The following is a 14,282-nucleotide window of genomic DNA, read 5'->3' on the forward strand; positions in this document are numbered from 1 at the left end:
CTTTTATTTTAGACCATTGGCCTTCAGGAAAGCCAGGTTTCTGTCGATCAATTCATTTCGGGTTTGCACGCTGGTAGCTGAGCGAAGGCCATCTTCCGGAGTGTTTTTACAATAATCCACCAACTGCTCCACCGTGGAGGTGGCCACATGCATGCGTGTATCTGACGAAGCGTAATAGATGTACACTTCACCACTGTCTTTGGCAATCCAGCCATTGGTAAAAAGTACATTGGATACATCACCTACCCGCTCATCACCCAGTGGCCCCATGAAGTGACCCGCAGGCCTGTGGGTCACTTTGGATGGATCCTCCAGGGCGGTCATGAACATGTAAAGAACGTAGCGCAAACCAGCAGCAGTATTTCTTACACCATGCGCCAGATGGAGCCAGCCTTCGTTCGTTTTGATGGGTGGCGGGCCTTGACCGTTTTTCACTTCCTTGATGGTGTGGTAAATTTTAGGGTCAATGATCTTCTCATCCCTTACACTGGCATTTTCCATACTGGACACCAGCCCCCAACCGATACCGCCACCCTTTCCGGCATCAATGAATCCATCCTGCGGGCGGGTATAGAGTGCATACTTACCTTCCACAAATTCTGGATGAAGCACCACATTTCGTTGCTGGCTACCACCCGAATCCAGATCTGCCAGTCGCTCCCACGTGACCAAATCCCTGGTGCGAGCAATGCCACACTTGGCTGTAGCCGCAGACTGATCTGCATCCGAAGCACTGTGATCTCGTCTTTCTGTGCAAAAAAGACCATAAATCCAGCCATCCTCATGCCGGGTTAGCCGCATGTCATAGACATTGGTATCCGGCTCATGGGTCTCAGGCAGTGTAATCGGGTGATCCCAAAACCTGAAATTATCAATACCGTTTTCGCTCTCGGCCACTGCAAAAAATGACTTCCGATCATAGCCTTCCACCCGCACGACCAGGCAAAATTTACCATTGAATTCAATAGCGCCCGAATTAAAGGCTGCATTCATCCCCTGACGCTCCATCAGCATGGGATTGGTCTCGGGATTGAGGTCATATCGCCAGTGGATTGGCGTATGTGCGGCGGTCAGTATCGGGTTTTTGTATCGCTGATAGACACCATTGGTATCGGCCGTCGGTTCATTTTTGATGCTTAGAAATGCTTCGTGATCGGCTATTAATTTCTTTATTTTATTGAAAGCGTCGCTCATAAAAAAGTAATAGATGTAATGGTCTTATTTGTTATTTTTTTTTAAAGGCACACTGAAGATGATACTTTTTCATCAGTCTGATCCATGCATTAATCATTTGGTACCTACATTTTAATCAATTGATGTGCTGTTCACGGAGGTTCTTATATCCCCTCAATCCAGCAACGACAGCATTTTAAGTGCATATCTTTCACCTAATTCTCTGACACCCTGAGAATCGAAATGAATACTGTCTGACTGGGCAGTGCACCCGCTCGATGGTATCACATGGGCAGTGGGAACTGTTTCAGGCAGCGTAGCAATGATCTCATTCATACTGGCGCACACCCCACCCTGATCTGCATGCACCACCTCTCCGGCCAGCAAAGGCACCGTTTCTGCATCCAAAGACAAATCAGTGAGCATGTTTTCATAGATGGTTTTCACATAAGCCGGCCATTGGCTATTGCCAGTATTGGTCTCTCCCTGGTGTAATAAGATTCCTTTGATCACTCCATCCTTTTGCGCTTTTTTAGCCAAATCAATAAGACGCTGGTAGGGATTCCCTCCATAACCGGCAATCTTATTCTGAAACCAATCTTCGGGATAGGTATTGACGTAATTCTGATACTGATCTTTGTCAAACAAGCGAATATCACAGCCTCCAATCGCCACGGAGATAACGCCTACTCTGATGCTATCCGGGAGATGATCAGTCATCGTTCGCCCAAAATAATCTGCAGGAGACAGCCCTACACTGCACTGAGACAGGGGTGGTATGGCGGTATCCCAGCGACCTTCAGTCCGGCCCGGGTTAGTACAAGTCATAGGCTGCATCATCTGAAACCGCTCTTTCCCCACTCTATCCTGTGATTCTATTTTGGCTGAACCTTCCATGTTCGATTGGCCGAAGCACAGATAGATATGAAAATTCGGATCAAGTGATATTACCTTCTCTGTAGGTGGGGTCTCTGGTTCCTGCTCCATGTCCTCAGTTTTTTCGCACCCATAAAATGGCACGGACATCAGACTACTCAACAAAATCAAAATAGTCATATTCATTTTACGCATTGTCATCATTCTTACGATCTAAAATAAGTCAATCGGCAAACTGCCTTCATAGTGTCAATTTGACTCAATTATTTATCGTCTGAAAAGTTCATCATCATTTCACACCCCAATTTTGATGAATCGATACCCGATAGCGATAAAACCTCATCTATGTACCAGAAAAATCTCTTTTTACCAGCCAGGCATCTCATCTCTGGTGAGCACCCTTGGGTGCTCGTACAATGCCCTGATTTCAGGTTCGGAATTGCGCTCTTTGACGAGCTCCGCCCACGGCATGAAGAAGATCCATCGTGGTTGCTCCTCCAGTACCTTTTCAGAAGGTATCTTCATACATTCTCCGATTGCCATTGGCTTATCCCCAACGATGGGCAGGATGTAATCATACCAGGTCTTCTCATAACCTGAATCATATATATCAAAAGCAAAAACATCCCAATACGCTTCTCCGGGATTATACTCCTGAAAATCGCGACTCATATCCTGCATGTCCCACACCCAAATCAGGTTGGTGAGTCCTTTCTCTATCTCAAAATAGTCATGAGTCTGGCGGTAGAGCTCAGCAGTTCCTTTGGGGCCTTTTCGACCAGCCCACCAGAAAAGCTCCTGATTCATCTCGTGAAAAGGCCGGAACATGACCACCACTCCCTTATCCTCCAAATACTGAAGGTATACCGCAATGTCATCCATCCGTGTTTTCCAGCGCTTGTTCAGGTCGGTACCTTCGGTGATTAGTGCTTGCCACTGCTCGTCATCCAGCTGTGCATTGAGCAAGCCTGGATCCCAGCCACAGGGTTCACCCATATCCGGTGGACATCCATGCCACATCAGGTTGATAAGGGCTCCATTGTTCCACTGCTGTTCTGCTTCTTTGACCATCTTCCACCGGTTATCTATATTTTCCTGCTGAAAAAGGAAATCTCCGCTCCAGAGAGCCGGATACTTGCCCGTGGTAGCCTGAATGTAATCGGTCCATTTGGCAGGCTCAGCATTGGGCTCTTTGTTGTGCTGCCCGGCGATGATCTGCTTTCCTGAGATACTGTACAGGTAGTCCAATACCTTTTGTTTGTCTTGGGCCTGGCTCATAGATGTCATGAGCATCAACAGGCACCATGTCAATAATTTTTTCATTCTTAATGGTTCAAAAGTTTATGATAGACCAACCAAAACCCAGTGCCTACCCTTGGTCACAAAGCTGATTTTGATTGGTCTATTGTGATCCTACTCCTTGATCAGCTTACCAGAAGCTGCCTGTCTGCCGGCCTGAAACTGATAATAATAGACTCCACCGGGCACTATACCCCCTGATGCGGTAGCGCCATCCCAAATCACGCTCTTAGCCCCTGTTAGGTGATCCACATTCAATGTGCGGATCAGGCTGCCTGAGACGTTGAAGATGTTCACTCTAAAATCTGTTTCACCATCCCAATCTATCGGTATGGTCACAGATTCGGTAAATGGATTGGGATAAGCTGCGGTAGCATCTATGGCTACCTCAAAGACAGGCTCTGATGTCCGAGAACCTCCTGTAGGTGTGATCGCCCACCAGTTGATATTCCACCCACCACTGAGCGCCTTGATGCCAAAGCTTTGGGTGCCGGCACTGAGCGTAACATTTTGATAGATGGTGGTCCAGGTTTGCCAACCTCCTGTAGAGGGTACCGCTATACTCCCGTAGACAGTGCCACCGCCAGCTTGCTCCAGCTGGATACTGCCACCGCCACTCGGGCTGGCCACCCGATAGGCTATGCTGTAGGTACCTGTAGAAGGTATGCTGATGTTGTTGAACGTCATCCAGTCTCCTGCATCTATCCAACCGACATTTAAATTACCCCCATCAGGATCGCTGGTAGTTTCAGTCTGCACTCCACTCATATTGTCATAGTCCTCCGCCTGGATGTACTGGGGCCCACTGCCCCCATTTCGCCAGGTACCGGTACCCTGCCATCCCGGCATTTCATCCAGTACGAGCACCCTGCCCGACCAGTAAATGTCCTGAATCTTCTGATTGGAATTATTGAAAGTAAGCTCCGACCAGCCCATAAAGAATGTCCATAAAGGTTGCTGGCTTAAAAGGTTAACCGCCGGCAGATCCTCACATTCTCCTATACCTATGGGTTTTCCATTGGCCTTATTGACCATGGCATTGTACTTGGATGTAGTATATCCATTCCCGTCAGACCAATACATGTCCATGGTCAGGACATCCCAGTAGCTGGATCCCGGGTCGTAGTTATTGAGATCGCTGGACAGGGAACCAAAATCCTGTAGGTTCCAAACCCAAATGAGGTTGGAAAGTCCCTTTTCATAAGTAAAATAATCGTGTGTGAGTCGATAGAGCGCTGCGGTACCGTTGGGTCCAGGCCGGCCTCCCCACCAAAACATACCCTGGTTCATCTCATGCAGAGGTCTGAAAAACACTTCCACTCCTGCATTTTCCAACTGCTGGAGAAAAGTAGCAATCTCGTCCATCATGGCCTTCCAGTTGTTATTGAGGGTGGTGCCATTAGTCAGAAGGTTATTCCACTGGGTGTTGTTAAGGTAGCTTTTTACATCACCACTGCCTGAGTCCCAGTTGCAAGCCTCTCCACCCACGGGATTACAAGCATGCCACATCAGGTTGATCATGGCACCATTATTCCATTCCGTAATTACCTGATTGATCATGGCTTGCCGGTCATCGATTTCCCAGGACTCAAAAAGAAAGTCAGAGCTGTACAAACCGGGCCAATCTCCAAGTATGCCGTTGAGCTGAGTACTGTACTGATTGGGGTTACTAATCGGCTGCCGGTTATGTATTCCGCCGATGGTATTATTCCCCTGGATACTGTACAGGTAATTGAGTGATTCGTAGGGTGTTTGCGCGTAACTGATATTAAAACAGAGTACGCAAAGACAAGCAACTAATAATGCTTTCATGATTTTTAGGGTTTGGTTAAAATTTCAGTTTTATAAGCCACGGCACATGAGTGCCTGACTACTTCACCATCACACCTTCTGCCATCTGATACATATCCGGCAGGTCTCCACTAAAAACGGTAAATGAGCTATTGTAAAAATCCACGAAATCAGCCGCAGACTTATGCCCTGCCCACGGGCCATAGTAATGATACCCTGAATGAGTAGGGTCATATTTATTCCTCCACATCACCACGAGGCTGATCTCTTTCCCGATGATGGGCGTCAATATTTGTTCGGTCCAGTACTTACGGTATTCCTCACCACTGCCATCACGCACACCTTCTATTCCGGTCTCTGTTACTCCACAGGGTTTTTTCTTCTCTTTGGACAACTGCGCCAGGTTCTTCACATTGGTAGACAAAGCATTGGTATTGGTCCCGTGATAGCTGTCCATCCCAATAAAGTCTACATAATCATCCCCCGGCCATCTGTAGAGTAAATTATCTACCGAACCCACTCCATCCAGCTGTGGCGAGATGGCAAAAATGAGGTTGTGAACGCCCTTTTCTTTGGTCAAATAGTCGACCGTAAATTGCCAAAAGGCAATGAATTCAGCCTGCGTCGTGCAGGTCCTTCCCCACCACGACCATGTTTGAGTATGCTCATGATAAGGTCTGAACAAGATGGGGATGTGTTTCCCATCTGCATCCTTCAGGTCATTGACAAAATCGGCCAGCCGATCCAGCCAGATTTTGTATTTGACATGGGTCTCACTCCCAGACTCCAGGATACTTTTGACCACCATGGTATTAGAATTGTCCCAGGAATCACCACCTGTGAGCGGATTATTCAAATGTGCACATGCGGTAATTACCTCACCCCTTGCCCGGGCCTCCAGTATGGTTCTGCGTCGGTCATCGTTCAGGTCGCTGGTTGAATACCTGTCGTCCATGATCTCGGCAAAGTCCACACTAAAGACTGCTGGATAATCTCCACAAACTTCCTTCACATCCGAGCCCCCGGCATCCGTATACCAGTCACGGCCATAGATGAGGTCATCATGGTGTCCAAACATAAAACCCTCAGCCTGAATCTTCCACAGATTGGAATAAAGCGCTTTGGTCTCCACCGTGGCTTGTTGATCTACAAGCGTAAGGGTAACGGTATCCACTTCTTCTGGCTTGGTTTCTGGCTTAGGATCATCCTGAGCCGTGCAGGCGATAAAACCAAACAGAGGTAAAAGGAAATATAAAAGTTTCTTCATTTTTTTGGTCATTTGAGCGCTAGCCATAAATTCATTTCATCATAGACACCAGTCCTGCCCCGCACCGAAGTGCGGGACCAAAACGGGTAGTCAATTGTATGAAGAAGTACTGCTTATTGCTTTTCAAGATCTATCCAGAATCTCCTGGGTTTCTTCACAAACTTGTCATAGTCGCTGTAGATCTTATCCCAGTCATCGGTGCCATTCAGGTTGAAGGCAAATGCATGACCGGTAGTGGTTTTGGACAAGCCATTGCCAAGGTCCTCTGTGGTATTGGTTTCGATAAACGACCCACTGGTGGTGGTTCCATCTGCAAATGTGAAGGTGATCGTACCTGTGGCATAGTTTCTAAGCCACTCTCCAGCTCCTGCAGGAACCTTCCTGTAGAAATGGTTGATGTCTGTGGGTGGATCCAGTACGAATGAAAAGTCTGCGTATAATCCATCCGCTCCTGCATCATTTACGATAGTCCCATAGGTATTACCATCCTCGGTAATCCCAGTCAACTCCAGCGTGAAAGAATTGTCCAGCTCAGCCTGTGGCCCGCCGGTTTCTGGCCAAATCCATGGCTTATCGGTCATGGCCAACACTGCTCCGCCACCATATTCCGGTCCGGTACCACCGTAGACAATGAGATTAGAAACCTTATAAGTACCCAGGATGCTCTCCTGAAAAGAATCCACCGTGATGGTGTACACCCTGGACTTTCCTGTAGGTGAAGTCACCGTCATGGAGGCACTCTGATCTCCATTTTCAAAATTAAGTGCATCGCCTATGCCCACTGACCCGGTGGCCCCGTATGACAGTTGCAGACTACTAACTTTGATCTGACTCAGGTCTGGCACTGCATCTACATTGATGGTGAGTTCAATCACACCCGTAGACTCATCGATCCGAACGATCTCAGCTTCACCTACCTGATTTTCGAACTTAATGTTCAGCACGCTGCGCTCGTTGTTCCAACCTCCCTCTTCAAAGTCTGCAAAGGGATCCTTCACACAAGAGAATAAGGACAATACAAGCACCGCTAACAATATATTTGATATGAATTTCATGATAATATGCTTTTGCGTTGATAATTATAAACCCTGGTTGAGATCAATCTCTACCTGTGGGATCGGGTAAAAGGCTACCTCCTCGTCTGTGAGACCAGATGCTTCTTCCACCAGGTCGTTCACCACATTGAACCTTCGCAAATCATAGAGCCTATTGCCCTCAAAAGCCAACTCCCAACTACGCTCATTCCAAACGGCCTGTCTGAAATCTTCCATAGAAAGACCAGGAGTCAGACCACCAAGACCCGCACGACCTCTGATCTGGTCCACCAGGGCATAGGCCTCAGGAGTAGGCCCTACAGCCTCGGCATAAATAAGTGCTACATCAGAAAATCGAATGAGATAGGGCTTGGTGCTGGTTTTATCCGTGATAAAGTGTGGATCTATGTACTTTCTGGAAAAACGATAGGGCATAGAGCCTGGGTAGGAAGCGATTTCATTGCCAGCTGCATCATACACCGCATCTACGAGCAGTAGCTGTCCTCGCTGATCGGTCGCATCGAAGGTATTGTAAAAACTCTCCTTGGTTTGAAATACGCTCCATCCATCGTGAGAAACTGTGTATGAACCATCATTATTCTCCAGGTAGATATCGCCACCAGCTATGTAAGGAATAAACAGCTTAGAGATTTTTGAATAGTCTCCTTCAATGGTTCCTGATCGATCCATGGACATCAGGAAAATATGCTCCGGACCCTTTGGCTGATCCACATCGTATATATCCAGCAAGTCATCGTCAAAACCATAGACCGACTGGCCGTTGATCACCTCTGCAGCAAAATAAGCCGCACTGTCGTACATGGCATTGACCTCTCTACTCAAATCCCCGTATAATGGCACGTTGTGAGCTTTGGAAGAGGCCATGTGCAAGTAAGTCTTAGCTGCCAGAGCCTGAGCCGCCACTTTATCCGCCCGGCCTGTAGCCTGATTGACCGTGAGCAACTCCGCTGCCTTACGGCAATCTGAAAGGATCAGGTTATATACCTCATCCAGATCCACAGCCAATGGTGCTGAAGTTTCATTGAGTGATGCCACCAGGGTGGTGTGCATAGGCACGCGACCAAAGTTTCTGACCAGATTGAAGTAGTTCCACGCTCGCAGAAAGTGGGCTTCTCCCAAGTATTTGCCCTTCAGGTCTTCCTCTATTGGCGACTGAGGAATCACATCCAAAATCGCATTGGATCTATTGATAGCGATGTAGGCATACTTAAAGAAATTCACCAGGCTCCTATTGGTAGAAAAATTGGCTACTTTCCAGTTGTTAAGATCCTGCGCATCAGGACCTTCGTCTGCCTTTGGCCCGCACTCATCTGTAGGCATATCTCCCAGTAAAAACACTGTTCTGGAATACTCCAGAAAAGTAAGAGCATCGTAGGCATAAGTGATGGCCGCTTCTGCGTCTTCGGCTGAGTTGTAGAAGTTATCTTCAGAGTAAAAACCATAAGGTTCTTCACTCAGATCACATGCATTGGTCATCAAAAGACCCAATATAATGATGGTATAATATCTTAGTTTCATCGTTGTGTCTCGTTAAAATGTCAAATTCAAACCCAATGTCCATTTTCTAAGGCGAGGATAACCTCCCCAGTACCTTCCGTCCGTCCCCACTTCCGGATCATATCCGTTGAATTTGGAGAAAGTATAAAGGTTGGACGCATTCATAAACACACGTGCTGAAATGGCCGCTGGCAAATTAATGGTGTATCCCATGTTCAGGTTTTGGATTCTCACGAAAGACCCATCCTCTAACCACCAATCTGAAAACTTAGTCTGCCGACCATCTTTCAGGCTCGGATATTCGTTGGTAGGATTGTCAGGCGTCCATCTGAAAGGCACTATACTTGGCTGATTAAATGCCTGAGTATTCAACACATCATTTCCAAAAACACCATTGAGGAAAACACTGAAGTCAAAATTTTTGTAACTGACGCTCAGGTTCAAACTTCCCATAAAGTCCGGGTTGGGGTCGCCAATGATGGTACGGTCCTTTTCATCAATCACCCCGTCCTCGTTGATGTCCACATATTTAAATTCTCCGGGCTGTGCCAGGTCTCCTTCCAGGCCGGCTTCCACGCCCTCTTCCAATGTCTGTACGATACCGTCCGTCTGATAGCCGTAAAATACATTCACTGGCTGCCCGATGGCCAGCAGATTGGGGAATCCCCTGAACATTTCCAGGCTATTGCCAGAATACTGAAACTGCATGTCCGTATTAGGATCTGTGATGAGTCCTGATTCCTCAGCATTTCCAAGGCTGGTCACTTCATTTCTATTGCGATAGTAAATCAAAGTAGCACCTATATTAAGGTCTCCTCTGGATACAATGTCCCCATCGAGGGTGAGCTCGATACCCTTGTTTTCAATAGATCCATCATTGATCCACATCCTGTCATATCCTGAGGAAAGGGGCAGGATCCGCTCCTGAAGCAAGTTATCGGTGTATTTCTGATAGTAATCAAAAGTAACCCTCAGTCGGTTCTGGATGATGGCCATGTCTACACCGAAATTGGCCTGAGCCGTAGTTTCCCACTTCAAATCAGGGTTGGGAATACCCCCCCAAAGCACTTCTATACCGTCCTGACCAGTTCTACCTACTTCGAGTCCCGGACCAATAGCTGTGATCCAGCTTCCGTCGTTGTAGTAGTTGCTAATTCCATAGCGGCTGAGTGTCTGGTAAGGTGAAATTCCCTGATTTCCTGATACACCGTAGCTAGCCCGAAACTTCAACTGATCAAAAAAGCCCATTCCGCTGATAAAGCGCTCTTCGTGTGCTTTCCAGCTAATAGCGCCTGATGGAAAATAGGCCCACTTATTGTTGGCACCAAACTTAGACGAGCCATCCGCTCTGGAAGTGAAAGTCAGGAGGTACTTGTTGTTATATGCGTATGTAGCTCTGAAAATACCAGAAACCAGTTTTGATTCGGTTAGACCATTATTTACCGTATTCAGCTCGGGGTTTCCGGCTGCCAGGTTTTGATTTCCCAGGGTTTCATTTACAAAGTCAAATGCACCCAGATTGGAAGTTCTGGACATGTCATCCTGATAAGAGTAACCCAACGTGGCAGTGATTTCATGCTTGCCCTGTACTTTGCTATAATTGGCAAATGTCTCCGTCACAAAGGTATTTGACTGCCAGTTGCTGATATAAGCGGCACCGTTGTTGAACTGTCCGGCCTGTGTGTAGCGCTTTGGTTGATACTGATCATTGAGGCTATTTCCAAACTTATAGTTGAGCCGGGAAGTCACAGAAAGTGAAGGAACGATCTTCCACTCAAAATCCAAAAATGAAAGTACATCCAACGTTTTAGAAACATTGACTCTATTATCTGTTATGGCTACCGGATGATCAAAATCGTTGTTATTGAGCAGGTAATAATCACCAGACTCATCATACACTGGGAAAATAGGGTTCCTCCAGTAAGCGAGGCCTCCGTTGGCATTTCGCTTTCCGTGGGTAAGGATGTTGGAGAAAGTCACTTTCAGGTTATCGAATACTTTATGACCTATGCTCAGGTTGTAGTTCAGCTTGCTGTACTCATCCTCTATCTGCACACCCATATCCGTGAAGTAGTTTCCGCTCAAATTGAAGTTTGTCTTTTCATTGGAGCTGGAGATGTTCACACTCGTGTTATTGGAGACCGGGGCATCTCTAAAAACGATTTTATCCCATTCGGTATAGTAAGGCCACTCCCCAGACTCCAACTCCTCCACAGAAGGATAGTAAATTCCGGATGGAGAAACCTCACCGATGAAAATAGCAGGAAAACCACCATTAATCCTGGATTCATTATTGAGCTGAGCCATCAGCTCAGGTTTTCTCCACAGGTTGAGCTTGGAAGTGAACTCTGATACCGTCACCTGCTGCTTCACACTGATGTGTGTCTCGCCGGTCTTGGCTTTGCGTGTGGTGATGAGAATGACACCATTGGCACCCCGAGAACCGTAAATAGCTGAAGCCGAGGCGTCTTTTAAGATATCCACAGACATGATATCCGCAGGGTTGATCTGCTTGAGGTCACCAGCATCTCCCAGGGGAAACCCGTCTACCACCACCAGTGGTGAGTTGGACCCTCTCAGTGAGCTTCCGCCCCTGATCCTGACAGTGGCCCCTGCACCAGGATCCTGCGATGAATTAATGATTTGCAAACCTGCTGCCCGGCCCTGGAGTATGGTCTCCACTGAGTTGGCAGGGATGTCTTTGACTTCTTCCAGCTTCACCTGAGCCACAGATCCGGTGAGGTCGCTTTTCTTCACCGAACCATACCCCACTACCACTACTTCTTCCAGGCTGGTAAAGTCCGGCTCCATGCGGACATCTATCACTGATCGACCCTCCACGGGTACCTCTATGGTCTGAAAACCCACAAAGGACACGATGAGTATGCCTCCCTCGGAAACATTCAGCTGGTAATTGCCCTCCACATCAGAGATGGTACCATTGGTAGTCCCCTTCTCCAAAATGGTAGCTCCGGGTAAGGCATCGCCGTATTCGTCGGTGATTTTTCCGGAAACATCAGTTTGCTTATTGATGATCACCTCAATAGGCTCTGTTATTTGCCCCTTTGCTTTGCTTATACTAATCGTTTGATTCACCTGCCTGAAATGAACTCCGGTCTGTCCGGACACTTCCAACAGCAGGTCAGCAACTGCCGCACGCTTTCGCGAAAGCGATAAGTCCACATTTTCACCCAAACTTTTATCTGTATAGAAAAACCTGAAGTTGGTCTGTCTCTCAATGTCCTTCAGCACCTCATCTAGTGAGCCCTCAGGAACATTCAGCTTAATAAACACATCTTTGACACTCTTCACCTGTCCTGCCACCGAATCGGCCAGAATAGAGGACATGGTAAGCACCAGGGCCATAAAAGTGTACATAGAATATTTAGTAACCATAATGATGGTTTGAAATATGTATTTCATATTTTTGTTAAGAGTTAATTGAACATTAGGTCAGATTGGCAATCATGAAAGCGACAACTTTCTGTCATGCTGATTTTGATGATTTCAACCGGGGATTTACCACAAGTCCCCGGATTTTTTAGAGAGTCATTTTTTCTTCATACGCATCATTTTTCGTTGAATTCAAGTTTCACTTTTTTGCCTTCCAGCTGATATCTGAAACCAACCGAATGGCTGAGTATATCCAGGACATTGGACAAATATTCGTTCTTCTGGAAAGTACCAGAGCATTTGATAGAAGGTAAATCCCCGAAAGCCGATATATCTACTCCATACCAGCGCTCCAGCGTTTCTACTACCTCGTTCAGGTCGGTCTTGTCAAAGTACAGGACTCCTTCCTTCCAGTAGGTGACAGCCAGTAAATCTGCTTTCCCTTTGATAATAGATTGATCTGTTCCCAGTGCCGCTCTCTCTCCAGGAGTGAGGTAAACGATCTCATTGGAATTGTTTTTTTCTACTTTGACCTTTCCGGTGACCAGAGTTACTTCTGTTTGTTCGTTGTTATACGATCGTATATTGAAAGAAGTACCCAGAGCCGTAGTGGCCAGATGGCCGCTGTAAACGGTAAATGGTCGGGAGGCATCCTCTGTCACATCAAAGAAGGCCTCACCCACCAGGTACACCTTACGCCCCTCAGCAAACTCATCAATGAAAGAAATGCTACTTTCGGAATTGAGGCTGACAATGGTGCCATCCGGGAGATACACTTTAGACTTTTGGCCGGCAGGGTTGGTCTTTACTACTCGAGCCATTGGCTCTGGAGTAGAAGTAGGGCCGGCTTGATTGTATAGAAGTACAGAAGAAACAGCCAAAATCAGCACAGCTGCTGCTACTTTCCACCACCTGTGCTGATTGCCCTTCTTAGGAGCTTGAATGTGGCGCGATACCCCAAGGGTTCGTTCGTTGTCTTTCTTGGATGCTAATTTCTTGTACAACTCATCCCCATTCCACTCAAACTCACTTTTCCCTCTGGCCTGCCAGAGTTTATCAATCTCTGCATACACCTCCTCTTCACTTTTTTCAGACAGATACCATTCTAAAAAGTTCTCGGCTTCCTTTTGCGAAAGCTCTCCATCAAAGTATTTCCTGATTCGTGTGAGTCGATCCATTGTTTCTGGTTTACGCTACTATATAGCCTCAACTGACTCCTGATACTCACTGGCATTTTGATATTTACAATAAAATCATCAAAACAGATCAAACACTGAATTGAAAAGCAATAAATACACTAATATGATGTGATTATTACAACATAAAGATCAAGCCCACCACTCCAGGGGCAACCACCTTCATCTCAATAAGCTTCTCTCTGAGCGATTTCGTGGCCCGATAAATCTGATTTTCAACGGTGCGGGTGGAGAGTTTGAGCCGCTCGGCGATCTCTTCATTGGTGAGATGCTCGAAGTTCTTCATCATGAAAACCTGCTTCTGTTTAGTAGGAAGCTCATCTATAGCCTTGCTGGACAATTCGTCCAGATCTGAAAAAATAACATATTCCTCAGTTTCATTGCTCTCACCTGGCCAATAAGTGATGGCATAGTGCTGAAAAGCCAGAAACCTGGCCCTCTTTCTGGATTGCTTAAATACGATAGACCGAACGATAGAAATGATGTAGGCATTGAAAGAAAGTGAACTATCAAGGTTCTCTCTGTTCCGCCATATTTTCATAAAAACATCCTGCACCACCCCTTCTGCATCTTCATGAAGAAGCCCCATCTTACGGCTGATGTTGTATATTTTGCTGGCATACTTCTCATATAGCTTACTATAGGCATACTCGTCACCACCACGAAGACGTGTCACCAATTCGCTATCACTACCAAATTTCACAGAAAATGCCACCAGCTTTTAAGAAGATTAGG

Annotated in this window: 10 protein-coding genes; all 10 read right to left on the reverse strand. The window is 46.7% G+C overall.

Annotated features, from left to right (window positions below; all coding sequences use genetic code 11):
* Nucleotides 1–3 precede the first annotated feature (3 nt).
* The 10 genes from ACHKAR_RS19830 to ACHKAR_RS19875 all read right to left on the reverse strand — a co-directional run bounded on the left by ACHKAR_RS19830 (nucleotide 4) and on the right by ACHKAR_RS19875 (nucleotide 14,262).
* Nucleotides 4–1,194: a glycoside hydrolase family 130 protein gene (locus ACHKAR_RS19830; RefSeq protein WP_395419113.1), complete on the reverse strand. Its 1,191-nt coding sequence runs from the start codon at nucleotides 1,192–1,194 to the stop codon at nucleotides 4–6.
* A gap of 153 nt (nucleotides 1,195–1,347) precedes the next feature.
* Nucleotides 1,348–2,229, reverse strand: coding sequence for a sialate O-acetylesterase (locus ACHKAR_RS19835; protein ID WP_395419114.1), 882 nt, complete (start codon nucleotides 2,227–2,229; stop codon nucleotides 1,348–1,350).
* Between the two features lie 186 nt (nucleotides 2,230–2,415).
* Complete coding sequence (locus ACHKAR_RS19840; RefSeq protein WP_395419115.1) at nucleotides 2,416–3,372, reverse strand: glycosyl hydrolase; 957 nt, start codon at nucleotides 3,370–3,372, stop codon at nucleotides 2,416–2,418.
* 90 nt (nucleotides 3,373–3,462) lie between these two features.
* Nucleotides 3,463–5,160 (reverse strand): carbohydrate-binding protein, encoded by a 1,698-nt coding sequence (locus ACHKAR_RS19845; RefSeq protein ID WP_395419116.1) that lies wholly within the window; start codon nucleotides 5,158–5,160, stop codon nucleotides 3,463–3,465.
* A 58-nt stretch (nucleotides 5,161–5,218) separates the two neighbouring features.
* Nucleotides 5,219–6,406 (reverse strand): glycoside hydrolase family 26 protein, encoded by a 1,188-nt coding sequence (locus ACHKAR_RS19850; RefSeq protein ID WP_395419117.1) that lies wholly within the window; start codon nucleotides 6,404–6,406, stop codon nucleotides 5,219–5,221.
* Nucleotides 6,407–6,519: 113 nt separating this feature from the next.
* Nucleotides 6,520–7,461: a hypothetical protein gene (locus tag ACHKAR_RS19855; RefSeq protein WP_395419118.1), complete on the reverse strand. Its 942-nt coding sequence runs from the start codon at nucleotides 7,459–7,461 to the stop codon at nucleotides 6,520–6,522.
* 24 nt (nucleotides 7,462–7,485) lie between these two features.
* Nucleotides 7,486–8,979 carry a RagB/SusD family nutrient uptake outer membrane protein gene (locus tag ACHKAR_RS19860; protein ID WP_395419119.1) on the reverse strand — a complete coding sequence of 498 codons (1,494 nt, stop codon included), beginning with the start codon at nucleotides 8,977–8,979 and terminating at the stop codon, nucleotides 7,486–7,488.
* Between the two features lie 12 nt (nucleotides 8,980–8,991).
* Complete coding sequence (locus ACHKAR_RS19865; RefSeq protein WP_395419120.1) at nucleotides 8,992–12,381, reverse strand: SusC/RagA family TonB-linked outer membrane protein; 3,390 nt, start codon at nucleotides 12,379–12,381, stop codon at nucleotides 8,992–8,994.
* 146 nt (nucleotides 12,382–12,527) lie between these two features.
* Nucleotides 12,528–13,529, reverse strand: a complete 1,002-nt coding sequence (locus ACHKAR_RS19870) for a FecR family protein (protein ID WP_395419121.1) — start codon at nucleotides 13,527–13,529, stop codon at nucleotides 12,528–12,530.
* A gap of 136 nt (nucleotides 13,530–13,665) precedes the next feature.
* Nucleotides 13,666–14,262 carry an RNA polymerase sigma factor gene (locus ACHKAR_RS19875; protein ID WP_395419122.1) on the reverse strand — a complete coding sequence of 199 codons (597 nt, stop codon included), beginning with the start codon at nucleotides 14,260–14,262 and terminating at the stop codon, nucleotides 13,666–13,668.
* Nucleotides 14,263–14,282 lie beyond the last annotated feature (20 nt).

Source organism: Marinoscillum luteum (genome assembly GCF_044005705.1).
GTDB lineage: Bacteria > Bacteroidota > Bacteroidia > Cytophagales > Cyclobacteriaceae > Marinoscillum > Marinoscillum luteum.